We start from the raw sequence: 23,226 nt of genomic DNA, 5'->3' as shown, positions 1-23,226 counted from the left end.
GGGCCGGTGTTCCCGCCGATCGGGACGCCGTCCCGGAAAGGCTGCGCCGCAGGACGTCCCGGGCGTGGCGGGAACACCTCACGAAGACCTCAGCGCGGGCTCACAGCTCCCGGACCCGCCCGTCCTCGACGACGAGGCGGCGGGTCACCTCGACGGCCTCCAGCAGCCTGCGGTCGTGGCTGACGAGCAGCAGCGTCCCGGCGTAGCTCGCCAGCGCCTCCTCCAGCTGCTCGATCGCGGGCAGGTCCAGGTGGTTGGTGGGTTCGTCCAGGACGAGCAGGTTCACCCCGCGGGCCTGCAGCAGCGCCAGGGCGGCGCGGGTGCGCTCACCCGGCGACAGGCTCGCGGCGGTGCGGCCCACGTGGTGCGCGCCGAGCCCGAACTTCGCCAGCAGCGTCCGCACCTCCGCGTCGGGCCACGCGGGGACCTCGTCGCCGAAGGCGCGGGCCAGCGTGCGGTCGTCGAGGAACGCCCCGCGCGCCTGGTCGATCTCGCCGACCTCGACGCCCGAACCGGTCGCCGCCGTCCCGGCGTCCGGTTCCAGCCGGCCCAGCAGCAGGTTCAGCAGCGTCGACTTCCCCGCGCCGTTCGGGCCGGTGACCGCGACCCGGTCCCCGGCGTCGACCGACAGCGTGACGGGGCCGAGGGTGAACGCGCCGCGCCGCACGACGGCCTCGCGCAGCGTCGCCACGACGGACCCCGAGCGGGGGGCCGCCGCGATCGACATCTGCAGCTTCCACTCCTTGCGGGGTTCCTCCACGACCTCCAGCCGCTCGATCATCCGGTCGGTCTGCCGGGCCTTGGCGGCCTGCTTCTCGCTGCCCTCGCGCATCTTGGCGCGGATGTTCTTGTCGGGGTCGCCCTTGCGGACGGCGTTGCGCACGCCCTGGGCCATCCAGCCGCGCTGCATCCGGGCGCGCGCCTCCAGCCCCGACCTCGTCTCGGCGTACTCGTCGTAGGCCTCGCGGGCGTGCCGGCGCTGCACCTCCCGCTCGGCCAGGAACGCCTCGTACCCGCCACCGACGACGCGGACGAGCTGCTGGGCCAGGTCCAGCTCCACGACGCGGTCGACGGTGCGGGCCAGGAACTCCCGGTCGTGGCTGACGACGACGGCGGGGGAGCGCAGCCCGGTGACGAACCGCTCCAGCCGGGCCAGGCCCTCCAGGTCGAGGTCGTTGGTGGGCTCGTCGAGCAAGAACACGTCGTAGCGGGACAGCAGCAGCGCCGCCAGCCCCGCGCGCGCGGCCTGCCCGCCGGACAGCGACGTCATGGGAGCCTCGGCCGAGGGGGTGAACCCGACGTCGGCCAGGACCTCGTCGCGGCGCTCGTCGAGGTCGGCGCCGCCGAGGGCCAGCCAGCGGTCCAGGGCGTCGGCGTAGCGGTCGTCCGCGCCCGCGGCCCCCTCGGCCAGGGCGGCCGCGGCGGCGTCCATCTCCTCCTGCGCGGCGGTGACGCCGGTGCGGCGGCCCAGGAACCGCGCGACGGTCTCGCCCGGGCGGCGGTCCGGTTCCTGCGGCAGGTAGCCGACGGTCGCCGTCGGCGGGGACAGCGAGACGGTGCCCGTCCCGGGCCGGTCCACCCCGGCCAGGAGCCGCAGCAGCGTCGACTTGCCCGCCCCGTTCGCGCCGACGAGGCCGACGACGTCCCCGGGGGCGACGACGAGGTCCAGGCCGGAGAACAGCGCGCGGGTCCCGTGGGCGGCGCTGAGGTCCTTGGCGACGAGGGTGGCACTCACCGCGCCATCCTCCCCGATCCCCCCGGCGGTCGAGCACCCGTGATCGAGCACGTGCTCGATCTCCGGCGCTGGGCGCCGGCTCCACGGAGTGCTCGATCACGCGGGGGTGGGGAGGATGGGCCCGTGGAGTCCCCGGAGTTCGACAGCGCCGCCCACGCCCGCTCCTTCGGTGCCGCCGCGGGCGAGTACGCCCGCGCCCGCCCGGGGTACCCCGACGACGCCGTCGGCTTCCTCGTCGGCGACGCCCGCCGCGTCCTGGACCTGGGCGCCGGGACGGGCAAGTTCACCGCGTCCCTGGTCGCCCGGGGGCTCGACGTCGTCGCGGTGGAACCGTCCTCGCGGATGCTGGCGCAGTTGCGGGCGGGCCTGGACGTGGAGGCGCACGAGGGCACCGCGGAGGCGACGGGCCTGCCCGGCGCCTCCGTCGACGCCGTCGTCGTCGCCCAGGCGTGGCACTGGGTCGACCCCGGCCGGGCCGTGCCGGAGGTGGCACGCGTGCTGCGGCCCGGCGGGACGCTCGGCCTGGTCTGGAACGTGCGGGACGAGTCGGTGCCGTGGGTCCGGCGTGTGTGGGCGGTCGCCCAGCAGGGCACCGAGCACGAGCTGCGGGCCAGCGCCGCGACCGTCGGCGCCCCGTTCGGGGACCCGGAGACGTTCACGACGCGGTTCGAGCACGTCACCGACCGCGCCGGGATCCTCGACCTCGTCGCCTCCCGCAGCTACGTCATCGTGCTGCCCGAGGACCGCCGGGCCGCGCTGCTCGCCGAGGTGGGCCGCCTGCTCGACGCCGAGTTCCCCGACGGCGGCCCGGTCCGCCTGCCCTACCTGACCCACTGCACGCGCTTCACGCTCGGCTGAGCGCCGTCCGCAGCTCGTGGTCCCCGGTGGGCGTGCGGGCCTCGAAGAACAGCCGGCGCGAACCGTCGGGCAGGTCCAGGACGTCGAGGTAGCGGACGTCGGTCACGGGGGCGTCCGGCACGCGGGTCCCGTCCGGGTGCGCCCACCCCGTCCGCTCGAACCAGTTCTCCGCGGCGCTGGCCCGGCCGTCGTAGGCCAGGAGCCCGTCGACGACCGCGGTCACCCGGGCCCCGCGCGCGTCCCACGTCCCGGGGCGGCCGGTGAGCACCGTCACCGGTGACGACCAGTCCCACCCGTCCGCGCTGGTGCACGTCGCGCTCGACATCCGGTCCTCCTGCCCCGGGACGGACAGGTCGTGCGCGCACACCCACAGGCGCCACGACCCGTCGCCGTCGCGCCGCACGACGGGGTCCTTGTAGCCGACCGAGGCGTCGCCGCGCAGGACGGGGACCACCGCGGCGTCGGCCAGGCCCTCGAACGTCGCGGCCTCCACGGCGCCCACCCACCAGTGCGGGCCGCCGGGGGTGGCGAACCCCGCGAACAGCCGCCACCCGTCCCCGGTCCGCACCAGCGCGGGCCGCTCGACCATCGCGGCCCCGGCGGGCCCCGGCCTGAACCGGGCGACCTCGCGCACGCTGGCCCCGCCGTCGTCGGACCGGGACAGCACGACGGCGTCGGTGCCGGCGCGCTCGCGGTGGGCCAGGACGACCGACCCGTCGGCGTCCAGGGCGGCGCTGGGGGCCCCCGCCCAGCGCTGGGCGCCGGTCGCGGGGGCGGGGACGAGGACCGCGGAGGCGGTGGGGATCTCGACGGGGACCCGGGTGGCGGTGGGGGAGGCGGTCGTGAGCACCCTCCGAGCGTGCGCGGGGCGGTGCCGCCGGGCCAGTGGCAGGACTGTCGCGGGACCGGACGTTCCTGCCACCCTGGGGCCGTGCGCCCCGCCCGTGTCGTCGCCGCCCTCGTCGGGGACCGCGTCGCGGCCTTCGAGCTCGGCACCGCCGCGCAGGTCTTCGGCCTCGACCGGTCCGGGGAGGGTTTCCCCGTGACGGGTTTCCTGCTGTGCGGGCCGCGGCCGGGCCCGGTCCCCACGACGACGGGTTTCGACGTCCACGTGCCGCACGGGCTCGACGCGCTGGAGCGGGCCGACCTCGTCGTGGTCCCGGCCTGGCCCGACCTCGACGCCCCGCTGCCGCCGGGGGTGGCCGAGGGGGTGCGGGCCGCCGTGGACCGCGGCGCCGACGTCCTGACGATCTGCTCGGGGGCCTTCGTCCCGGCCGCGGCCGGGCTGCTCGACGGGCGGGCCGCGACGACCCACTGGCAGTTCGCGGACCGGTTCGCGCGCAGCTTCCCGCGCGTGCGGCTCCAGCGCGACGTCCTGTACGCCGAGGACGGGCCGTTCGTCACCAGCGCGGGCGCGGCCGCCGGGCTGGACGCGTGCCTGCACGTGGTGCGGCGCGACCGCGGGGCCGCCCACGCCAACGCCCTGGCCCGGCGGCTGGTGACGGCCGCGCACCGCGAGGGCGGGCAGGCGCAGTTCGTCGACCACCCGGTCCCGGAGGCCGGGGACGAGCTGGCCGCCGTCCTGGACTGGGCGCGGGACCACCTGGACCGGGAGCTGACCGTGGCCGAGCTGGCCCGCCGGGCCCTGACGTCCCCGCGCACGTTCGCCCGCCGGTTCCGCGCCGCGACGGGGACGACCCCGCACCGCTGGCTCGTCGAGGAGCGGCTGCGCCGGGCCGAGGAGCTGCTCGAGCGCACCGACCTGACGGTCGAGGCGGTGGCGCGCCGGTGCGGCGCGGGCACCGCCGACGCCCTGCGCCGGCAGTTCGCGGCCCGCCGGGGCGTGGGCCCGGCCACCCACCGCCGCACGTTCCGCGACCCGCTCGCCGGTCCCACCCGGCCACCTTCGGCGACGCTGAGTGGTGAACCGGTCGACGTTCCGTGAGGACACGCGCGGATCCGGGTGAACCCGCCCCCGGAACCGCACCGCCCCGGCAGACTGCTCCCGGGCGCCGGGGGGCGCCGCAGCGGCCGGCAGCAGCCCGCCGCGGGTCGGACGAGCCGGGGGGCGAGTGACGTGACCGTCGTGGAGTGGGAAGACCTCGAACGGCAGCGGGCGGCGGGGACCGCGGTGCCCGTGCACCGCCGGGCGCTCGCCGCGGCCGCGCTGTCGGTGCTGTGGCCCGGGTTCGGGCACGCCTACCTGGGGCGCACCCCGGCCGCCGTCGGGCTGATCGCGGCGATGGTCGTGCTCGTGGTGCTCACGGTGTTCCCGGGCGCCTGGCGCGCCACGGTCCCCGCGTGGGCCGGGCTCGTCGTCCTGGCGGCCGTCGCGGCCTGGCGCTCCGGCGCCGCGCGCCCCGCCCGAACCTGACCCCGGCAGGGTCTGGCCCGGACGGCGGCGAACGCCTAACGTCCCGCTCGTGGCGGCTCCCGAGGAACGACGACCGGTCCTGCTCACGGTGGACGACGACCCCGCCGTCTCCCGCGCCGTCGCGCGCGACCTGCGCCGCCGCTACGGCCAGGAGTACCGCGTCCTGCGCGCCGAGTCCGGCGCGGACGCCCTCGGGGCGCTGCGCGAGGTCAAGCTGCGCGGGGAGGCCGTCGCGGCCGTCCTGGCGGACTACCGCATGCCGCAGATGGACGGCGTCGAGCTGCTCGAGGCCGCCGTGGACCTCTTCCCGTCCGCCCGGCGCGTCCTGCTGACCGCCTACGCCGACACCTCCGCGGCCATCCGCGCCATCAACGACGTCGACCTCGACCACTACCTGCTCAAACCGTGGAACCCGCCGGAGGAGAAGCTCTACCCCGTCCTCGACGGCCTGCTGGAACGCTGGCGGTCCGAACCCGTGCGGCCCCCCGACGAGGTCGTCGTCATCGGCGACCGCTGGTCGGCGCGGTCCTTCGCCGTGCGGGACTTCCTGGGCCGCAACGAGGTCCCCTACCGCTGGCTGCTCGCCGACCAGCCCGAGGCGGGCCGGCTGCTGAGCGCGGCCGGCGTCCGCGGCGCCCCGCGGCTGCCCGTCGTGCTCGCCCCCGCCGGCGGCGGGCGCCCGGAGGTCCTGCTCGACCCCGACGACGTGACGCTCGCCGACCACGTCGGCCTCACGACCCGCCCGCAGCGGGAGTTCTACGACCTCGCCATCGTCGGCGGCGGGCCCGCCGGGCTCGGCGCCGCGGTCTACGGCGCCTCGGAGGGGCTGCGGACCGTCCTCGTCGAGCAGCACGCCACGGGCGGGCAGGCCGGGCAGAGCTCGCGCATCGAGAACTACCTCGGGTTCCCCGACGGGCTCTCGGGGGCGCAGCTGGCCGACCGGGCGCGGCGGCAGGTCGCGAAGTTCGGCGCCGAGACGCTCACGGCGCGGACGGTCACCGGCCTGGAGACCGCCGGCGGGGCCCGCGTCGTGCGGTTCTCCGACGGGTCCAGCGTCGCCGCGCACACCGTCCTGCTCGCCACGGGTGTCTCCTACCGCACGCTGGAGGGCCCCGGGCTCGCCGAGTTCACCGGCCGCGGCGTCTACTACGGCGCCGCCCTCAGCGAGGTGAGCGCCTGCGCGGACGAGGACGTGTACGTCGTGGGCGCGGCGAACTCCGCGGGGCAGTCGGCGGTGAACCTGGCGCGCTCGGCGCGCAGCGTCACGCTGCTCGTGCGCGGCACGGGGCTGGAGGCGTCGATGTCGGCCTACCTCATCGACCAGATCCGCGCCCTGCCCAACGTCCGGATCCTCACCTGCACCGAGGTCGTGGCCGCCGCCGGTTCGGACCGCCTCGAACGCATCACCCTGCGGGACAAGGAGTCCGGGATCGAGACCGAGGTGCCCGCGCACCACGTGTTCGTCTTCATCGGCGCCGCCCCCCGCACCGCGTGGCTCGACGGCTCGGTCCGCCGCGACGACCACGGGTTCGTCCTGGCCGGTCCCGACCTCGTCGTCGACGGGCGGCGGCCACCCGGGTGGGTCCCGGCCCGCGACCCCTACCACCTCGAGACCTCGATGCCGGGGGTGTTCGTCGCCGGCGACGCCCGCGCCGACTCGGTCAAGCGCGTGGCCTCCGCCGTCGGCGAGGGCGCCATGGCCGTCATGCTCGTCCACCGCTACCTGGCCCAGCAGTGAACCCGGCGGCGAACCCGGCGGTCACCCCGGACGTGAGCCCGGCGGTGAGCCCGAAGGCGGGCCGGGCGGCGGCCCCGGAGGAGCTGCGGACGCTGTTCCTCTTCGCGGACCTGTCACCGGCGCAGCTGGGGGAGCTCTCGGACGCCGGCGAGGTCGTCACGGCCGACCCCGGCTGGCTGTACCGCGAGGGCGACGCCGCCACCTGCTTCTACGTCCTGCTCGACGGGCACGTGAGCCTGCACCACCACGGCGCCGGCGACGACCTGGAGATCGGCCGCACCCGCCAGCGCGGCGTGTACGCCGGGGCCTGGGAGGCCTACCTCGGCGAGGGCGCCCCCGCCGGGTACACCTCCTCGCTGCGCGTCCTGGAACCCTCGTCGTTCTTCGTGCTGCCCGCCACGACGTTCGGGCGGGTCGTGCGCGAGTGGTTCCCGATGGCCGTCCACCTCCTGGAGGGCCTGCGCATCGGGCTCACGGAGCAGCAGCAGCTCACCAGCGCCCGCGAACGGCTGCTCGCCCTGGGGTCCCTGACGGCCGGGCTCACCCACGAGCTCGGCAACCCCGCCGCGGCCCTGGCCCGCACCCTCGCCCAGCTCCAGGACGAGCTGCGGGAGCTGGAGACCTCCGTGGCCCGGCTGGTCCCCGGGCTGCCCGCCGTCCCCCCGCGCGGGACGGCGGACGTCCCCACCGACCCGTTGCGCCGCAACGAGGCCGAGGACGAGCTCGTCGACGCCCTCGACGAGCTGGGCGTCACCGAGCCCGAGGACCTCGCCCCCGTCCTCGTCGAGCACGGCCTCGGCGCCGCCGACCTGCCCGCCGACCCCGACACGGTGTCGTGGTTCGCGCGGACCGTCGGCGTCCGCTCCCTGGTCGCCGAGGCCGGTGCCGCCTCGGCCCGCATCAGCGCCCTGCTCGCCTCGGCCGGGAACTACGCCCAGCTCGACCGGGCCGCCGAGCGCTGGGTCGACGTCCGCGAACTGCTCGACTCCGCGATCTCCATGCTCGGCGCCGGGGCCGGCCGCGCCGTCGGGAACTCCCGCGTCAGCACCGACTACGCCGACGTCCCGCAGGTCCTCGGGCACACCGGGGAACTGACCCAGGTCTGGACGAACCTGCTCGACAACGCCCTCGACGCCCTCGGGCCGGCCGGCGGGGACGTCACCGTCCGCGTCCGCCCCGACGGCGGCGGGGTGTGCGTCGAGGTCGCCGACGACGGACCCGGCGTCCCGCCGGAGGTCCTGCCGCGCATCTTCGAGCCGTTCGTCACGACGAAGGACGTGGGGGAGGGGACCGGGCTCGGCCTGGACATCGCGTGGCGCGTCGTCGTCCACCGCCACCACGGCCGGCTCACCGTCGAGAGCGTCCCCGGGAACACCGTCTTCCGGGTCTGGCTGCCCAGCGATCCCCACGAGGAGACCCCGTGACCGACCAGATCGACCCCACCGCCGCCCCCAGCGGCCCCGGCTGCGCCGACTGCGAGGCGTCGCAGCCGCAGGGCTGGTGGTTCCACCTGCGCCGCTGCGCCGCCTGCGGGCACGTCGGGTGCTGCGACTCCTCGCCCGGGCAGCACGCCCGCGGCCACGCCGCCGCCAGCGGCCACGGCGTCGTGCGCAGCTACGAACCGGGGGAGGAGTGGTTCTACGACTTCGCCACCGACCAGACGTACGCCGGCGGACCCGACCTCGCACCGCCGCTGGCCCACCCCGAGGACCAGCCCGCCCCCGGGCCCGCGGGCCGGGTCCCGGCGCGCTGGACGTCGCTGCTGCACTGACCCGCGCCCACCCCGGCCGAGCCGGTGGTGCGGGGCCTCCGCCGTCCGGTGGGCTGAGCCGGGGGACCCCCACCGCCGCCCCCCGGTCACGCGCCCAGCGCGGCCCCTCCTGCTGCGGGAGGGTCGACGGCCGCGGGAGGGTCGGCGCGCGGCCGGGCGGGCCGGGCGAGGCGGGGTAGGAGCACCAGGACGGCCAGCGCGACGGCCGAACCGCTCGTCCCCAGGACCATGTCGCCCAGGGTGTCCTCGTAGGCGGTGTCGAGCTCGGTGCCGTGCCGGATGAACGTCCACCACTCCCCGACCTCCCACAGCAGCGCCAGCAGGGCGCCGCCGCCGACCGTCGCGGCGGCCCGGGCCCAGCGCGGCCGGACGTCGACGACCCGCAGCACGGTCCCCAGCCCCAGCGTCAGCAGGCACCAGTTGAGGAAGTGCAGCAGGTCGTCCCACCACACGACGGTGTCGTAGAGGTCCAGCGTGTTCCCGCTGACGTCGACCAGGAACGGCGCCATGACCAGCGTGAACCCCGCCCACGGCGGCCGCCGCCCACCGCGGTGGAGGAGGAACCACACCACCGGGACGAACAGCATGAGCAGCGGGTAGAACACCAGCCGCGCCCCGAACGCCTTGCCCGAGAACTGCGGCAGGTCGGGGGCCAGCGTCGCCACCAGCAGCTGCCCGACCGTCGCGGCCAGCACGAGGGCCGCACCGGCCCAGCGGGGGGAGCGTGATCCGTGCACCGCCCGACCCTACGGTCCGGCCCCCGCCCGCGGGGCCGGTTCCACCCCTCCGCAGCAGCGGGCACGTAGGGTCGGGGGCGTGAAGTACCTGCTGGTCGTCGTCGTGCTCGCCGTCGTGGCGTTCCTGGCCTACCGCCGTCTCCGGGGGTCCGGCTCGGCCCTGCGCGACGCCGACCCCCGCACGCTGCGCGAGGAGTTCCGGGACGGCGAGAACGGGGACCGCCGGGACCGCCCGGAGTAGCCGCACCGCCCCGCCGCGGTCGCCCGGTTCCGCTGCTGACCCCGTCCCCGCCGCGCGCGGCCCCCGGGGGCCCGCGCCGGCGGATACCCTTCCCGACGGTCCGGCGGTCGCCGGGTCGGGGACGGGCGGGAGGAACGCGCGTGGCGGGAACGGGTTGGCGGCTGCACGGTGACGGACGGGCGGTGTCACCGGGTGAGGTGGTCGCCCCCGACGAACGGCTCGCGTGGCCACGGACGGTGGGCATCGGCCTGCAGCACGTCGTGGCGATGTTCGGCTCGACCGTCCTGGTACCGGCCCTCACGGGTTTCCCGGTCGCGACGACGCTGTTCTTCTCCGCGGTCGGCACCGCGCTGTTCCTGCTGATCACCCGGAACCGGCTGCCCAGCTACCTCGGGTCCTCCTTCGCGTTCATCGCCCCGATCCTCGGCAGCTCGGCCGGCTCGGCGACCGGCGGCATCCTCGTCACGGGGCTGCTGCTGGCCGTCGTGGGTGTCGTCGTGCACGTCGCGGGGGCGCGGTGGATCGACGTCGTCATGCCGCCCGTCGTGACGGGCACGATCGTCGCGCTCATCGGGCTGAACCTGGCCCCCGCGGCGTGGGGGACCACCGAGGACTCCGGGTTCCGGGCCGACCCCGTGACCGCCGTCATCACGCTGCTCGCCATCGCGGTGACCAGCGTGTTCTTCCGCGGCCTGCTGGGGCGCCTGGCGATCCTCGTCGGCGTCGTCGTCGGCTACGTCGTGGCCGCGGTGCGCGGGCTGGTGTCCTTCGACGCCGTCGAGAGCGCGTCCTGGGTGGGGCTGCCGACGTTCAGCGCCCCGCACGTGCGCCTCGGCGACCTGGCGCTGTTCCTGCCCGTCGTGTTCGTCCTCGTCGCCGAGAACGTCGGCCACGTGAAGTCGGTGGCGGCCATGACGGGCCGCGACATGGACCCCCTGGCCGGGCGGGCGCTGCTGGCCGACGGCCTGGCCACGACCCTGGCCGGTCTGGGCGGGGGGTCGGGGACGACGACGTACGCGGAGAACATCGGCGTCATGGCCGCCACGAAGGTCTACTCCACGGCGGCGTACTGGGTGGCCGCCGCGGCCGCCCTCGCCCTGTCGTTCTCCCCGAAGTTCGGCGCCCTCGTCGGCTCCATCCCCGCGGGGGTGCTGGGCGGGGCCACGACGCTGCTGTACGGGATGATCGGCGTCCTGGGCGCGCGGATCTGGGTGCAGAACAAGGTCGACTTCTCCGACCCGGTGAACCTCACCACGGCCGCCGTCGCGCTCGTCGTGGGCATCGCGAACTACACGTTCACGACGTCGGGCGGGCTGACGTTCGCCGGGATCGCGCTCGGCACGGTCGCCGCGATCGGGCTGTACCACCTGATGCGCCTCGTCGGCCGGGCCCGCGGGACCGTCACGACCGCCTGAGCCGTCAGCCCCCGGTGACCTGCAGCACCCGGTCGCCGTCCTGCAGGGCCGCCACCTCGTGGAACCGCAGGACGCGGCCGGCGCGCAGCACCGCCAGGACGGGGGTGTCCAGGTCGCCGGGGCGGCACCCCACCTCCCCGGCCGCCACGGGCCGCTCCACCAGGTCCAGGCCCGTGCCGAACGAGACGAGGTCCTCCACGACCTCCACCGCGGCCGGGCTGCCCGCGGCCAGCCCCAGCAGCCGGCCCGTCGTCTCCGACGTCACCACGACCGAGTTCGCCCCGGACTGGCGCAGCAGGTCGACGTGCTCGGTCTCGCGGGCGGTGGCGACGACGGTGGCGCGGGGGTTGAGCCGGCGCACCGCGAGCGTGGCCAGGATGGCCGTGTCGTCGCGGTCCACCGCGACCACCACCGTGCGGGCCCGCTCCGCCAGCGCCGTGACGAAGGTGTCCGAGCGCGTGACGTCCCCGGTGACGCACAGGTACCCGTCGCGGGCGGCGTCCGCGGTGGCCAGGCCGCTGCGGTCCACGACGACGATCCGGTCGACCGGGACCCCCGTCGACCGCAGCTCCCGGACCGCGTTGCGGCCCTTCGTGCCGTAGCCGAGGACGATGACGTGGTCGCGCATGCGGGCCCTCCACCGCGCGAGGCGGATCTCCTTGCGGGAGCGCTCGGTGAGCGCCTGGATGGTCGTGCCGACGAGGATGACGACGAAGAGGATCCGCACCGGGGTGACGAACAGCGCGTTCACCAGCCGGGCGCTGTCGGTGACCGGGACGATGTCCCCGTAGCCCGTCGTCGACAGCGTCACCGTCGTGTAGTAGAGGGCGTCCAGCGTCGACAGCGACCCGTCGGCCCCGTCGCGGTACCCGTCGCGCTCGAGGACGACGACCACCCAGCACACGACGACGAGGAGCAGGGCCAGCGACAGCCGCAGGGCGATGGCGCCCAGCGGGGACCTCGGCCGCCCGGCGGGCAGGCGCAGGCGTGCTTCGTGGTCGGCCACCTTCCGCAGTCTGGCGCACGACCCGCCTCCCCACCCCTCCGACCCCCCTCCCGGTGATCAAGCACTTCGGTGATCGAGCACTTGTGCACGGAAGTGCTTGATCACCGCGGGTCGGAGGGGTGGGTGGAGAGGGGAGGGGCGGGGACGACGGAGGGCCCGTCCGCGGGTGCGGACGGGCCCTCCGGGGTGCGCGGGTGGGGCTCAGGCGGACAGCTCGGCCGCCACCAGCTCGGCGATCTGCGCGGTGTTCAGCGCGGCGCCCTTGCGGAGGTTGTCGCCGCAGACGAACAGGTCGAGGGTGTTCGGGAAGTCCAGCGCCTGCCGGAGGCGGCCCACGACCGTCGGGTCCCCGCCGACCGTGGCCGCCGGGGTCGGGAACACGCCCTGGGCGAGGTCGTCGCGGACCTCCACGCTCGGGGCGGCCTCCAGCTTCGCGGTCGCCTCGGCCACCGTCACCGGACGCGCGAACGTCGCGTGCACGGCCAGGGAGTGGGTCGTCTGCACCGGGACGCGGACGCAGGTCGCGGAGACCTTCAGGTCCGGGATGCCCAGGATCTTGCGGGACTCGTTGCGGACCTTCAGCTCCTCGCTGGTCCAGCCGCCGTCCTTCAGCGACCCCGCGACGGGGATGACGTTGAGGGCGAGGTGGGTCGGGAACGGGGAGTCGTCACCCAGCTTCTCCGAGACGACCTTCGCGGTGTCGCCGGCCGTGGAGCCCAGGGTCCGGTCGCCCGCGACGACCTCCAGCTCGTCGTACAGCCGGTCCACGCCGGGCTGGCCGGCGCCCGAGGCCGCCTGGTAGCTGGCCACGACCAGCTCGGTGAGCTGCCACTCGTCGTGCAGGGCGCCGAGGGCGTCCATCATCGTCAGCGTCGTGCAGTTCGGGTTGGCGATGATGCCCTTGGGGCGGTTGCGCGCGGCGGCGCCGTTGACCTCGGGCACGACGAGGGGGACCTCGTCGTCCATCCGGAACGCGCCGGAGTTGTCGACGGCCACCGCGCCGCGCTCGGCGGCGATCGGCGCCCACACCGCGGAGACCTCGTCGGGGACGTCGAACATCGCGACGTCGACGCCGTCGAAGACCTCCGGCGTCAGCTCCCGCACGACGACGTCCTCGCCGCGGACCCGCAGGACCTTGCCGGCCGAGCGGGCCGAGGCCACCAGGCGGATCTCACCCCACACGTCGGGGCGCTCGGACAGGATCCCCAGCATCACGGTGCCGACGGCGCCGGTGGCGCCGACGACGGCCAGGGTGGGCTTGCGGTTCTCGTTGCCGTCGTGCGTCATCGTCCGGTCCCTCCGTAGACCACAGCTTCTGCTTCACCGTCGAGCCCGAAGGCGGTGTGCACCGCGCGCACGGCGTCGTCGAGCTGGTCGCCGCGCGTCACGACCGAGATGCGGATCTCCGAGGTGGAGATCATCTCGAGGTTGATGTGCTTCTGGGCGAGCGCGTCGAAGAACGTCGCCGAGACGCCGGGGTGCGAGCGCATCCCGACGCCGATGAGCGAGACCTTGCCGATCTGGTCGTCGTACTCGGTGCGCTCGAAGCCGATCGCCGGCTTGACCTTCTCCAGCGCGTTGATCGCCGTCGTGCCCTCGGCCTTGGGCAGCGTGAAGGAGACGTCGGTGCGGCCCGAGGCGCCCACCGAGACGTTCTGGACGATCATGTCGATGTTGATCTCGGCCTCGGCGACGGCCTTGAAGATGGCGGCCGCGGTGCCCGGGCTGTCGGGGACCCCGACGACGGTGATCTTGGCCTCGCTGCGGTCGTGCGCGACACCGGAGATGATCGGCTGTTCCACGGGTTCCTCCCCGGTCGGGTTGCTGGCGAAGGCGGCGGGGACGGGGGAGTCGGTCACCCAGGTCCCCTCGTGCGGGCTGAACGAGCTGCGGACGTGGATCGGCAGGTCGTAGTTCCGGGCGTACTCGACGCAGCGGAGCATGAGGATCTTCGCGCCGTTGGCGGCCATCTCCAGCATCTCCTCGCTGGAGATGCGGTTGATCTTCCGCGCGGCCGGGACGATGCGCGGGTCGGCCGTGAACACGCCGTCGACGTCGGTGTAGATCTCGCAGACGTCGGCCTTCAGGGCCGCGGCCAGGGCCACGGCCGTCGTGTCCGAGCCGCCGCGCCCGAGGGTCGTGATGTCCTTCGTGTCCTGGCTGACGCCCTGGAAACCGGCGACGATCGCGATCGCGCCCTCGTCGAGGGCGGAGCGGATGCGCCCGGGGGTGACGTCGATGATGCGCGCCCGCCCGTGCGCGGAGTCGGTGATGACCCCGGCCTGGGAACCGGTGAAGGAGCGCGCCTCCAGCCCGAGGTTGGAGATGGCCATCGCCAGGACCGCCATCGAGATCCGCTCGCCGGAGGTCAGCAGCATGTCCAGCTCGCGCGCCGGCGGCAGGGGGCTGACCTGCTCGGCGAGGTCGATGAGCTCGTCGGTCGTGTCGCCCATCGCCGAGACCACGACGACGACCTCGTGGCCGGCGCGCTTGGTCGCGGCGATGCGCTTCGCCACGCGCTTGACGCCATCGGCGTCAGCGACCGAGGAACCGCCGAACTTCTGCACCACGAGAGCCACGACGAGCGATTCTACGGAACCGCCCGAGGTGCTCCGGGCCGTGCTCAGCCGGGCCGGGACCGGCTGTGCAGTGTGCTCAGCCTCAGGGGTGCAGAGCGTCGAACTCCGCGTCCGAAGCGGTCTCGGCGTCGACGTCGAGGCGCAGGTGGGCCAGCAGCGACTGCAGGACGCGCAGCGCCGCGGTGGCCCGCGGGCCCCAGGAGGACAGGTAGGAGAACTGCCACCACCACAGGGCCTCGGTGATGTCGCCGTGCTCGTGGTGGCGCAGGCCGTGCTCGAGGTCGACCGCCACCGAGGTCAGGTCGTCCGACAGGGCCCCGCGCACCAGTTCGGCGTTCGTCAGCGGGTCGACGACCTCGGCGTAGTCGTCCAGGCCCTCCAGGACGTTGGCGAGGCTGGCCCGCACGGCGTCCACGTCGGCGTCCGGGCCGGCGTCCGGCTCGAAGCGGCGGGCCGGGACGACGTCGTCGAGGGCGCCGAGGCGGGCGCCGGTGACGAGGACCTGGCTGACGGCCAGGAGCAGGACGGACAGGGCCGTGGAGTCCATCCGGCCCGTGGCGACCTCGGTCACGGTCGCCAGGTAGGTGCGGACCTCCGCGGCCGTCGCGGCCGCCAGGTCGGCGACCTCCCGGCCCACCGCCTCGACGCCCGCCTCGACGCCCGCAGCCTCGACGCCCGCCGCGTCGTCCCGCGCCTCACCCATCGAGGGACCTCCGCCCCGCGAACGCCCGCCCGAGGGTGACCTCGTCGGCGTACTCCAGGTCGCCCCCGACCGGCAGGCCCGAGGCCAGGCGCGTCACCTTCAGCCCCATGGGCTTGAGCAGCCGCGCCAGGTACGTCGCGGTGGCCTCGCCCTCGAGGTTGGGGTCGGTCGCGATGATCGTCTCGGTGACCTCGCCGTCGGACAGGCGCGCCAGCAGCTCGCGCATCCGCAGGTCGTCCGGGCCGACGCCCTCCATGGGGCTGATCGCGCCGCCGAGCACGTGGTAGCGGCCGCGGAACTCGCGCGTCTTCTCGATCGCGACGACGTCCTTGGACTCCTCCACGACGCAGATGACGCTCGGGTCCCGGCGCGGGTCGCGGCAGACCCGGCACAGCTCCTCCTGCGCCACGTTCCCGCACACCCGGCAGAACCGCACGCGGCTCTTGACCTCGGTGAGGACGTCGGCGAGGCGCCTGACGTCGGCGGCGTCGGCGGCGAGCAGGTGGAAGGCGATGCGCTGCGCGCTCTTGGGCCCCACGCCCGGCAGCCGACCGAGCTCGTCGATCAGGTCCTGGACGACTCCTTCGTACACGCTCCGAGACTACGTGCCCGCTCCGACACGGAGCGCCGCTACTTGTCGTCGGTCGACAGGACCTTCCCGCCGAGGATCTGCTCGACGACCGCGATGCCCGACAGGGCCGACTCCTCGGCGTCCTCGTCGTCGAGGCTGGGGGTGTCCTCCTCGGGCGGGGTCGCGGGAGCGGCCACGGGAGCGGCCTGCGGGGCCGGGGCCTGCGGCGGGCCGGGGCGGCGGCTGGGCCGCGACAGCTGCTCCTCCCCGGGGTCGTCGATGGGTTCCTCCGGCGGGGGGACGTCGGCGTAGTAGTCGTTCCCCGCCGGGGCGGGGGCCGGCGCCGGCCGGGCGGCGGGGGCCTGGACGGAAGCGCGGGCGGAGGCCTGGGCGGCGGGGACCTCGCGCTGCGGCCGGGCCGGCCGCTGCTCGGCCGGGGCCTGCTGGGCCTGCTGCACCTGCTGGGCCGGCTGCGACCAGCCGCCGCGGGAGGGGCGGGAGGGGGCGGCCCGGCCCGCGGAGGGGTCGCCGCCGCCGGCGGCCTGGACCTTCGCCTCGATGCCGGTGACCTGGAACAGCGCCTCGGCGACGAACCCCGCGTCGTTGCCGCGCGCGAACCGGGCCGCGAGCTGCGGGGAGCGGAACTGCAGGGTCAGGACGCCGCCGCGGAAGTCGGCGACGGTGGCGTTCTCGGCGACCAGGGACCACGTCAGGCGCTTGAGGGTGAACAGCTTGCCCAGGACCTCGGTCCACAACCGGCGCACCGTCTCGGCGTCGCCGCCGGCCGCGGGCGCCGACGGCGGGGGCGCGTCGACCTGGACCGGCTGCGCGGCGGCGTCCTCGCGCGGCGGGCGCGTCTCGACGCCCGGCGTGCGGGCCGCGGGCCACCCGGCGGGCGCCGCCACCGGCTGCGCGGCGGCGGGGGCGTCCGCGGCAGGCGCGTCGACCGCGGGTGCGGTGACCGGGGCGGCGGTGACCGGGGCTACGGGGGCGGCGGCGACCGCCGCCGGAGCGGGCACCGCGGCGGGAGCGGGCACCCCGCCCGTGCTGACGCGGCGCTCCAGCCGTTCCAGGCGCGCCCCCAGCCCGCCGTCGCCGTCGGCCGCGGGCAGCAGCAGCCGCGCGCACAGCAGCTCCAGCTGCAGCCGCGGCGAGGTGGCCCCGGTCATCTGCTCCAGCCCCGCGGCGACGACGTCGGCCGCCCGCGACAGCTCGGCCCGGCCGAGGTGGGCGGCCTGCGCCGTCAGCCGCGCCAGGGCGTCCTCGGGCAGGGCCAGGGCGTCGCCCGCGCCCTCGCCGACGGCGGCGACGATGACGAGGTCGCGCAGCCGCTGGAGCAGGTCGTCGGCGAACCGGCGCGGTTCCTGGCCGGTGTCCACGACGCGCTCGACGGCCCGGAAGACCGTCGCGCCGTCACCGGCCGCGATGGCCTCCACGACGTCGTCGAGCAGCGAGGCGTGCGTGTAGCCCAGGAGGGACACGGCGATGTCGTACGTCACGCCCTCGTCGCCGGCGCCGGCGATGAGCTGGTCCAGGACCGAGAGGGTGTCGCGGACCGACCCGCCGCCGGCCCGGACGACCAGCGGCAGGACGCCCTTGCCGATGCGCACGCCCTCGCGCTCGGCCAGCTCCGCCAGGTACGCCGTGAGCCGGGCCGGCGGGACGAGCCGGAAGGGGTAGTGGTGGGTGCGGGAGCGGATGGTCGTGAGGACCTTGTCCGGCTCGGTCGTGGCGAAGACGAACTTCACGTGCGGGGGCGGCTCCTCGACGGTCTTCAGCAGGGCGTTGAAGCCCGCGGCCGTGACCATGTGCGCCTCGTCGAGGATGTAGACCTTGAAGCGGTCGCGCGCGGGGGCGAAGGAGACGCGCTCGCGCAGGTCGCGGGCGTCGTCGACGCCGTTGTGGCTGGCCGCGTCGATCTCGACGACGTCGATGCTGCCGGGGCCGCCGTTGGCCAGGTCGCGGCAGGAGTCGCAGACCCCGCACGGCGTGGGCGTGGGCCCCTGCTCGCAGTTCAGGCAGCGGGCCAGGATGCGCGCGCTCGTGGTCTTGCCGCACCCGCGCGGGCCGGAGAAGAGGTAGGCGTGCGTGACGCGCCCCTTGGACAGGGCCTGCGTGAGCGGGGTGGTGACGTGCTCCTGGCCGATGACCTCGGCGAAGGACTCGGGCCGGTAGCGGCGGTACAGGGCGGTCGTCACGGGGACGAGGCTAACCCGCTCGTCGGACAGGGCGTCCGGCCTGCGCGGGGAGACGAAGGACCCCCCGCACACCCGCCAGAGCCCATCTACCCTTGCTGCCTTCCGGCCCTGGGGGGGTTTGACGGGGTGACGCCGCACGAGGGGTCTGACGCCACCGTACGACACGGGTGGGCCCCGGGTCCAACCGCCGCCCGGCGCCACCCGTGGTGCGGAGCACTGGTCACGGCGCGCTACGCTGGTGGCACTGGAGGATTCGCCTAGTGGCCTATGGCGCACGCTTGGAAAGCGTGTTGGGTTAACGCCCTCAGGGGTTCAAATCCCCTATCCTCCGCCGCACCAGGCCCGTCCCGGACACGTCCGGGGCGGGCCTGCGTCGTCCCCGGGGCGCTCGCGCCGCCGTCCGCCCGGCGCGGTTCCCCCTGCGCGGCGCGGTGCCGCGCCTAGACTCTCGCGTTGTGATCTTCCAGGCCGTGGGTGAGGGACGCCCGTACCCCGACCACGGGTACGAGACGGTCGGCCAGTGGTCCGAGGTGCCGCCCCGGCAGGTCCGGCTCGACGAGCTGACGACGACGAAGCGGAACCTGGACCTCGACGCGCTGCTGGCGGAGGACTCGACGTTCTTCGGCGACCTCTTCGCGCACGTGGTGTCCTGGCGGGGCCGGCTGTACCTGGAGGACGGCCTGCACCGGGCGGTGCGGGCCGCGCTGCACCAGCGGCAGGTGCTGCACGCGCGCGTGCTCACGCTCCCCGACTGAGGGCGGCGCCGTCCGCGCGGGGGTCGGGGGATCGAGGGGATCGAGGGGATCGAGGGGGAACGGTGGCAGGACAGCAGGACCTGGACGGACCGGGGGACGAGCACGTCCTGCCCGACGTCGCGGACGACCTCGACGAGGAGTCGTACCGGCGGCTGACGGGCAAGCGGCGCGCCCGCCTGCTGCGCCAGCGCATCGCGTTCGCCGTCGTGGTGCTCCTGGTGCTCGCGGTGGGCGGCGGGGCGTACCTGGTGTGGACCGACCGCTGGCACCCCGGCGGGGAGCCGACGGCGGCGACGGCGACCCCGACGTGCGTCCCGGCGACCGCCCCGGCGCTGCTGGGCCCGCCGGAGGTGACCGTCGACGTGCTCAACGGCACGACGCGCCGGGGGCTGGCCGGTACGGTCTCCGCCGAGCTGCGGGCGCGCGGTTTCGTCGTGGCGAACGTCGGCAACGCGCCGCAGGCGACGGGCCCGGCGACGGCCGTCGTGACGTACCCGCCGGCCGCGCTCGCGCAGGCCGCCACGGTGGGGGCCCGCTTCCCGGACGTGCAGCTCGTCGAGGACCCCGCGGCCGCCGTGGTCTCGGTGAGCCTGGGCGACGGGTACCAGCAGCTGCTGGCCGAGGACGCCCTGGCGGCTCCCGTCCCGGCCGCGCCGGCCGGCGCCTGCTGAGGTCACGGGGCGCCCCTCGGGACGTGGACCGCCCCGCACGACGAAGGGCCCCGGAACGCGAGTTCCGGGGCCCTTCGGCCACTGCGGTGACGGTGGGATTTGAACCCACGGAGGAGTTGCCCCCTCACACGCTTTCGAGGCGTGCTCCTTAGGCCGCTCGGACACATCACCTTGGTGCCCGTCCAGCCTACACGCCGCGGCGGGTGCTCCGTTCACGCGCGCCGGGCGGCGAAGAAGTCGTCCAGCAGGGCGCGGCACTCGGCCTCGCGCACGCCGCCGGCGACCTCCACGACGTGGTTGAGCCGGGGGTCGCGCACCACGTCGCGCAGCGAGCCCGCCGCCCCGAACCGCTCGTCCCAGGCGCCGAACACCAGCCGGTCCACCCGGGACAGGACGGTCGCCCCCGCGCACATCACGCACGGTTCCAGCGTCACGACGAGCGTGCAGCCGTTCAGCCGCCACTGCCCGCGGGCCGCCGCCGCGGCCCGCAGCGCCAGGACCTCCGCGTGGGCGGTGGGGTCGTGGGCGGCCTCGCGCTCGTTGCGCCCCACGCCCAGCACCGTCCCGGACCCGTCGACGACGACCGCGCCCACCGGCACGTCCCCGGTGGCCAGGCAGTCGCGGGCCTGCGCCAGCGCCGCCGTCATCCACGCCGACCAGCGCGGCGGGACGGCCAGCCCGCTCAGCGCAGCGATTCCAGGACGTCGGCGAACCCGAGGAGCTCGGCGACCTCCACCGTCGCCGCGGACGGGTCGGCACCCGAGCCCGACAGCCGCAGCAGCACCGCCGCGGGGCACCCCAGGTCGGCCACCAGCTCGGGGTCCCCGGCCCAGACGTCCTCGGCGACCACGGGCTCGGGACGCGCCGCGTCCTGCCCCTCGTCGTCCTCGTCGTCGGTGTCGTCGCCCTCGTCCCCGTCGTCGTCCCGGGGGCTCCCCGGGTTCTCCGACGCGGTGGGCAGTTCGGCGAACAACGGGGCGTAGGCGCTGTCGGCCGCGGCCACCGCGTCGGAGACGAACACCCGCACGTCGAGGGAGCCGTCGGTGCGCACGAGGGCGAACCACTCGTCCTCGCGCTCCAGGACCGCCAGGACGGGGGAGTCGTCGTCGACGGCCCCGCGCAGGGCGTCCCCGAGCTCGTCGGGGGAACCCGCCTCGAGGTCCACGTCGATCGTCTGCCACGTGCGGCCCTCGCCGGGACCGTCGGGGGTCAGGACTGCGGTGAAGTACGCCACGGGCCCATCGTGTCAGGTCCGGCGCGCGGGGGGCAGGTCGTGGGGCGGCGCGGGTGCCGCCGCACCCACCGGACCCCCCACACTGGAACCATGCGCCTGTCCGTCATCGACCACCCGCTCGTCGCCCACAAACTGACCGCCCTGCGCGACCGGGGGACCGATTCCCCGACGTTCCGGCGCCTCGCCGACGAACTCGTCACGCTGCTCGCCTACGAGGCCACCCGCGACGTCGCGGTCGAACCGCACCCGATCACCACGCCCGTCGGGCCGACGACGGGGGTGCGCATCCGTTCCCCCAAACCGATCGTCGTCCCGATCCTGCGCGCCGGCCTGGGCATGCTCGACGGCATGGTGCGGTTGCTGCCCACCGCCGAGGTCGGCTTCCTGGGGATGCTGCGCGACGAGGAGACCCTGCAGGCGAAGACGTACGCCAACCGGCTGCCCGACGACCTCACCGGCCGGCACTGCTTCGTCCTGGACCCCATGCTCGCCACGGGCGGGACGCTCGTCTCGTCCATCACGTACCTGCTCGACCGCGGCGCCCGGGACGTCACCGCGCTGTGCCTGCTGGCCGCGCCCGAGGGCCTGGAGGTCGTCCGCCGGGCCTTCGACGAGCACGCGCAGGTGACGGTCGTGACGGCCGCCGTCGACGAGCGCCTCGACGAGAACGGCTACATCGTCCCCGGCCTGGGTGACGCCGGCGACCGCCTGTACGGCGTCGTCTGAGCCTGTCCAGCGCACGGCCCCCCAGCCCCGCCCCGCGGTGACCCGCGGCGCGGGGCTTCGTGCTGAGGGGCGGTTTCCGGCAGGATGACCCCCGTTCAGCGCAATTCCGTGCACAGGCCGTGAGGGCAACGGGCGTTCGGGGAACGCCGGGGAGGAGGTCGGCCCGTGAAGTGGCGCCGAGTTCTGTGGTGGGTCGTCGTCGTCTTCGCCCTCTACGCGGTGTACCGCTCACCGGAGCAGGCGGCGAGCTTCGTCCGCACCGTCGGCGAGTGGTTGAGCACGGCCGTGAACAGCGTGAAGGACTTCTTCGACGGGCTGCTGAGCTGAGCCGCGAGCCCCACCCCGAGGACCCGGTCCCCGAGGACGAGGGCCGGGACCTCGTCATGTTCTCCGGTACCCGGCTGCGGAAATCGCGCCGGGACGGTACCTGGCGGGTCGTCGAACCCGACCCCGAGCCCGCCCTCGGCGTGCCGGACGACGAGCCGGGCGAGCCGCTGGACGGGCCGCTGGACGCGGACGTGGACGACCCGGACCTCCTGTCCGGGCTGGGCGCCGAGGACGACCTGGCGGCCGTGGTGCCCGGGTCGGCCCAGGACCCCCTGTGGGAACGCCCACCGGCGAGCGTGCGGCGGTACGTCCTGGGCAGCGAGAAGCGCCTGGTGTGCCTGCGCCGGCACCTCGTCGTCCTCGCCGAACCCGTCGGCAGCTGCGTCGCCGGGCTGGGGCTCGTGCTGTACCTGGCCGAGCGGACGGGCCAGGTGCCCCACCTGCCGAACGTGCTGTTCCTGGCCTGGCTCGTGCTCCTCACGCGCGCCTTCTGGAAGTGGCTGCAGTGGCGCGGGGACTGGTTCATCGCGACCGACAAGCGCCTGTTGCTGACGTACGGCGTGGTGAAGCGTCGGGTGGCGATGATGCCGTTGTCGAAGGTGACCGACATGAGTTACAACCGCACGTTGCTCGGCCGGTTCCTCGGCTACGGCGAGCTGGTCATGGAATCCGCCGGGCAGACCCAGCCCCTCAGCGACGTGAACCGGCTCCCGATGCCGGACCAGGTGTACGTGCGCCTGTGCGAGCAGTTGTTCGGCGAGGTGGGGACCGCCGACGCGCCCTCGCGGGTGGGGGCCCGGATCCGGCGGCTGGCGCGGCGCGCGCTGCCGCCGCGCTCGCGCTGAGCGGGGCAGGACCGGACGGGCCGGCAGGGCCGGAGCAGAACGGGCCGGCAGGGCCCGGGCACGCGGAAGGGGCGTGGTCCGTGCGGACCACGCCCCTTCCGGCGGGAGCGGTGCTCAGCTCACTGAGCGGCCTTGAAGGCGTCGATGATGGAGGAGGAGATCGGGCCGCGCGGCGCGACGGCGACCCCGTTGGCGGCGGCCCACTCGCGCACGGCGCGGGCGTCCACGGCGGCGGCGGGGGAGGCGGCGGACTTCTTGGCCGTCGTCTTCTTCGCGGTGGTCTTGGCGGGGGTCGTCGCGGTCTTCTTCGCGGCCGTCTTCGCCGTGCTCTTCGCGGTGGTCTTCTTGGCCGGGGCGGCGGCGGGGGCCGGGGTCTCCTCGGGCGCCGGGGTCTCGGCGGGAGCCGGGGTTTCCTCCGCGGCCGGGGCGGGGGCCGGAGCCGGGGCCGCCTTCTTCGCGGTGGTCTTCTTGGCCGGGGCGGCCTTCTTGGCCGGAGCGGCCTTCTTCGCCGGGGCGGCAGCAGCCGGGGCGGTGGCGGTGGCGGAGGCCAGCGCGGCGGGGAGCTCTTCCCACGTCACGTTGGTGGCGGCCTTGGCGGTCGCCGGGTTCCACGAGACACCGTTCGCGTTCACCGTGAAGGTGCCGATCTTGCGACCGTTGCGCTTGACGGGGATCTCGAGGTCGACGGCACCGACGGGCAGTTCGGTGGCCACCTTCAGTGCGACGTCGTGACTTGCCATGC

The 23,226-nt window shown here is 75.4% G+C and carries 25 protein-coding genes, 2 tRNA genes and 1 other RNA gene; 14 read left to right on the top strand and 14 right to left on the bottom strand.

What is annotated here, in order from left to right:
* Window positions 1–100: 100 nt before the first annotated feature.
* On the bottom strand, window positions 101–1,735 hold the full coding sequence (locus tag BJ968_RS09060; protein ID WP_179751090.1) for an ATP-binding cassette domain-containing protein: 1,635 nt from the start codon (window positions 1,733–1,735) through the stop codon (window positions 101–103).
* A gap of 123 nt (window positions 1,736–1,858) precedes the next feature.
* Between BJ968_RS09060 and BJ968_RS09055 the strand changes: the two genes are divergently transcribed.
* On the top strand, window positions 1,859–2,593 hold the full coding sequence (locus tag BJ968_RS09055) for a methyltransferase domain-containing protein (RefSeq protein ID WP_179751088.1): 735 nt from the start codon (window positions 1,859–1,861) through the stop codon (window positions 2,591–2,593).
* Here BJ968_RS09055 and BJ968_RS09050 read toward each other — a convergent pair.
* Entirely contained in the window at window positions 2,580–3,443 is an 864-nt protein-coding gene (locus BJ968_RS09050) for a hypothetical protein (RefSeq protein ID WP_179751086.1), read from the bottom strand. The genes BJ968_RS09055 and BJ968_RS09050 overlap by 14 nt on opposite strands.
* 81 nt (window positions 3,444–3,524) lie before the next feature.
* On the opposite strand from BJ968_RS09050, the gene BJ968_RS09045 reads away from it, so the two are divergent.
* From BJ968_RS09045 to BJ968_RS09025, 5 genes are all read left to right on the top strand, one after another.
* Complete coding sequence (locus tag BJ968_RS09045; RefSeq protein WP_179751084.1) at window positions 3,525–4,538, top strand: helix-turn-helix domain-containing protein; 1,014 nt, start codon at window positions 3,525–3,527, stop codon at window positions 4,536–4,538.
* 132 nt (window positions 4,539–4,670) lie between these two features.
* Window positions 4,671–4,967 carry a hypothetical protein gene (locus tag BJ968_RS09040; protein WP_179751082.1) on the top strand — a complete coding sequence of 99 codons (297 nt, stop codon included), beginning with the start codon at window positions 4,671–4,673 and terminating at the stop codon, window positions 4,965–4,967.
* Between the two features lie 49 nt (window positions 4,968–5,016).
* A complete protein-coding gene (locus BJ968_RS09035) occupies window positions 5,017–6,705 on the top strand; it encodes an FAD-dependent oxidoreductase (protein ID WP_179751079.1) in 1,689 nt (562 codons plus the stop codon).
* Between the two features lie 44 nt (window positions 6,706–6,749).
* Window positions 6,750–8,129, top strand: a complete 1,380-nt coding sequence (locus BJ968_RS09030) for an ATP-binding protein (protein WP_179751077.1) — start codon at window positions 6,750–6,752, stop codon at window positions 8,127–8,129.
* Window positions 8,126–8,476 carry a UBP-type zinc finger domain-containing protein gene (locus tag BJ968_RS09025; protein WP_179751075.1) on the top strand — a complete coding sequence of 117 codons (351 nt, stop codon included), beginning with the start codon at window positions 8,126–8,128 and terminating at the stop codon, window positions 8,474–8,476. Before BJ968_RS09030 ends, BJ968_RS09025 begins: the two co-directional genes overlap by 4 nt.
* An 86-nt stretch (window positions 8,477–8,562) precedes the next feature.
* On the opposite strand, the gene BJ968_RS09020 is transcribed toward BJ968_RS09025, so the two are convergent.
* Window positions 8,563–9,213 (bottom strand): DUF2238 domain-containing protein, encoded by a 651-nt coding sequence (locus tag BJ968_RS09020; protein WP_218884947.1) that lies wholly within the window; start codon window positions 9,211–9,213, stop codon window positions 8,563–8,565.
* Window positions 9,214–9,292: 79 nt separating this feature from the next.
* Between BJ968_RS09020 and BJ968_RS09015 the strand changes: the two genes are divergently transcribed.
* Together BJ968_RS09015 and BJ968_RS09010 are read left to right on the top strand one after the other, a co-directional pair.
* Window positions 9,293–9,454, top strand: a complete 162-nt coding sequence (locus BJ968_RS09015; RefSeq protein ID WP_179751073.1) for a hypothetical protein — start codon at window positions 9,293–9,295, stop codon at window positions 9,452–9,454.
* Between the two features lie 140 nt (window positions 9,455–9,594).
* The gene (locus BJ968_RS09010) at window positions 9,595–10,869 is read left to right on the top strand and encodes a solute carrier family 23 protein (protein ID WP_179751071.1); all 1,275 of its coding nucleotides are present in this window, start codon (window positions 9,595–9,597) and stop codon (window positions 10,867–10,869) included.
* Between the two features lie 4 nt (window positions 10,870–10,873).
* Here the strand turns inward: BJ968_RS09010 and BJ968_RS09005 are convergent, their stop codons facing one another.
* The 7 genes from BJ968_RS09005 to ffs all read right to left on the bottom strand — a co-directional run bounded on the left by BJ968_RS09005 (window position 10,874) and on the right by ffs (window position 18,075).
* Entirely contained in the window at window positions 10,874–11,875 is a 1,002-nt protein-coding gene (locus BJ968_RS09005; protein WP_179751069.1) for an NAD-binding protein, read from the bottom strand.
* Between the two features lie 201 nt (window positions 11,876–12,076).
* Window positions 12,077–13,162: an aspartate-semialdehyde dehydrogenase gene (locus BJ968_RS09000; protein ID WP_179751067.1), complete on the bottom strand. Its 1,086-nt coding sequence runs from the start codon at window positions 13,160–13,162 to the stop codon at window positions 12,077–12,079.
* Window positions 13,159–14,454 carry an aspartate kinase gene (locus BJ968_RS08995; protein WP_179751065.1) on the bottom strand — a complete coding sequence of 432 codons (1,296 nt, stop codon included), beginning with the start codon at window positions 14,452–14,454 and terminating at the stop codon, window positions 13,159–13,161. Before BJ968_RS08995 ends, BJ968_RS09000 begins: the two co-directional genes overlap by 4 nt.
* Window positions 14,455–14,536: 82 nt before the next feature.
* Window positions 14,537–15,157 carry a DUF5063 domain-containing protein gene (locus tag BJ968_RS08990; RefSeq protein ID WP_179751064.1) on the bottom strand — a complete coding sequence of 207 codons (621 nt, stop codon included), beginning with the start codon at window positions 15,155–15,157 and terminating at the stop codon, window positions 14,537–14,539.
* On the bottom strand, window positions 15,150–15,749 hold the full coding sequence (gene recR, locus BJ968_RS08985; RefSeq protein WP_179751063.1) for a recombination mediator RecR: 600 nt from the start codon (window positions 15,747–15,749) through the stop codon (window positions 15,150–15,152). The genes BJ968_RS08990 and recR overlap by 8 nt, the downstream gene beginning before the upstream one ends.
* A 38-nt stretch (window positions 15,750–15,787) precedes the next feature.
* The gene (locus BJ968_RS08980) at window positions 15,788–17,926 is read right to left on the bottom strand and encodes a DNA polymerase III subunit gamma and tau (RefSeq protein WP_179751062.1); all 2,139 of its coding nucleotides are present in this window, start codon (window positions 17,924–17,926) and stop codon (window positions 15,788–15,790) included.
* Window positions 17,927–17,978: 52 nt separating this feature from the next.
* Window positions 17,979–18,075, bottom strand: an RNA gene (gene ffs, locus BJ968_RS08975) — signal recognition particle sRNA small type.
* A 97-nt stretch (window positions 18,076–18,172) separates the two neighbouring features.
* Between ffs and BJ968_RS08970 the strand changes: the two genes are divergently transcribed.
* The 3 genes from BJ968_RS08970 (at window position 18,173) to BJ968_RS26490 (ending at window position 19,352) form a co-directional block, all read left to right on the top strand.
* Window positions 18,173–18,257: transfer RNA gene (locus BJ968_RS08970), tRNA-Ser, on the top strand.
* Window positions 18,258–18,381: 124 nt separating this feature from the next.
* Window positions 18,382–18,681 (top strand): type II toxin-antitoxin system VapB family antitoxin, encoded by a 300-nt coding sequence (locus tag BJ968_RS08965; RefSeq protein ID WP_179751061.1) that lies wholly within the window; start codon window positions 18,382–18,384, stop codon window positions 18,679–18,681.
* Window positions 18,682–18,743: 62 nt separating this feature from the next.
* Window positions 18,744–19,352, top strand: a complete 609-nt coding sequence (locus BJ968_RS26490; RefSeq protein ID WP_179751060.1) for a LytR C-terminal domain-containing protein — start codon at window positions 18,744–18,746, stop codon at window positions 19,350–19,352.
* 84 nt (window positions 19,353–19,436) lie between these two features.
* On the opposite strand, the gene BJ968_RS08955 is transcribed toward BJ968_RS26490, so the two are convergent.
* The 3 genes from BJ968_RS08955 to BJ968_RS08945 form a co-directional block, all read right to left on the bottom strand.
* Window positions 19,437–19,523: transfer RNA gene (locus BJ968_RS08955), tRNA-Ser, on the bottom strand.
* A gap of 41 nt (window positions 19,524–19,564) precedes the next feature.
* On the bottom strand, window positions 19,565–19,999 hold the full coding sequence (gene tadA / locus BJ968_RS08950) for a tRNA adenosine(34) deaminase TadA (protein WP_179751058.1): 435 nt from the start codon (window positions 19,997–19,999) through the stop codon (window positions 19,565–19,567).
* Between the two features lie 35 nt (window positions 20,000–20,034).
* Window positions 20,035–20,586, bottom strand: a complete 552-nt coding sequence (locus BJ968_RS08945) for a tRNA adenosine deaminase-associated protein (protein WP_179751056.1) — start codon at window positions 20,584–20,586, stop codon at window positions 20,035–20,037.
* A 90-nt stretch (window positions 20,587–20,676) separates the two neighbouring features.
* Between BJ968_RS08945 and upp the strand changes: the two genes are divergently transcribed.
* From upp to BJ968_RS08930, 3 genes are all read left to right on the top strand, one after another.
* Entirely contained in the window at window positions 20,677–21,312 is a 636-nt protein-coding gene (gene upp, locus BJ968_RS08940; protein ID WP_179751054.1) for a uracil phosphoribosyltransferase, read from the top strand.
* Between the two features lie 165 nt (window positions 21,313–21,477).
* Complete coding sequence (locus BJ968_RS08935; RefSeq protein WP_179751052.1) at window positions 21,478–21,639, top strand: hypothetical protein; 162 nt, start codon at window positions 21,478–21,480, stop codon at window positions 21,637–21,639.
* 56 nt (window positions 21,640–21,695) lie between these two features.
* The gene (locus BJ968_RS08930) at window positions 21,696–22,484 is read left to right on the top strand and encodes a PH domain-containing protein (protein ID WP_179751050.1); all 789 of its coding nucleotides are present in this window, start codon (window positions 21,696–21,698) and stop codon (window positions 22,482–22,484) included.
* Between the two features lie 119 nt (window positions 22,485–22,603).
* Here BJ968_RS08930 and BJ968_RS25585 read toward each other — a convergent pair whose 3' ends face one another.
* On the bottom strand, window positions 22,604–23,224 hold the full coding sequence (locus tag BJ968_RS25585; RefSeq protein ID WP_179751048.1) for an Lsr2 family DNA-binding protein: 621 nt from the start codon (window positions 23,222–23,224) through the stop codon (window positions 22,604–22,606).
* Window positions 23,225–23,226: the final 2 nt, after the last annotated feature.

It is taken from the genome of Kineococcus aurantiacus, from assembly GCF_013409345.1.
Classification (GTDB): domain Bacteria; phylum Actinomycetota; class Actinomycetes; order Actinomycetales; family Kineococcaceae; genus Kineococcus; species Kineococcus aurantiacus.
The sequence above is the reverse complement of the archived record's forward strand: the minus strand, read 5'-3'. Positions and strand labels throughout refer to the sequence as shown.

Bases quoted from the DNA above. Each gene is read 5' to 3' on its own strand.
- BJ968_RS09000 (WP_179751067.1), bottom strand. From the start codon at position 13,162: ATGACGCACGACGGCAACGAGAACCGCAAGCCCACCCTGGCCGTCGTC.
- BJ968_RS25585 (WP_179751048.1), bottom strand. From the start codon at position 23,224: ATGGCAAGTCACGACGTCGCACTGAAGGTGGCCACCGAACTGCCCGTC.
- upp (WP_179751054.1), top strand. From the start codon at position 20,677: ATGCGCCTGTCCGTCATCGACCACCCGCTCGTCGCCCACAAACTGACC.
- BJ968_RS08990 (WP_179751064.1), bottom strand. From the start codon at position 15,157: ATGGGTGAGGCGCGGGACGACGCGGCGGGCGTCGAGGCTGCGGGCGTC.
- BJ968_RS08930 (WP_179751050.1), top strand. From the start codon at position 21,696: ATGTTCTCCGGTACCCGGCTGCGGAAATCGCGCCGGGACGGTACCTGG.
- tadA (WP_179751058.1), bottom strand. From the start codon at position 19,999: ATGACGGCGGCGCTGGCGCAGGCCCGCGACTGCCTGGCCACCGGGGAC.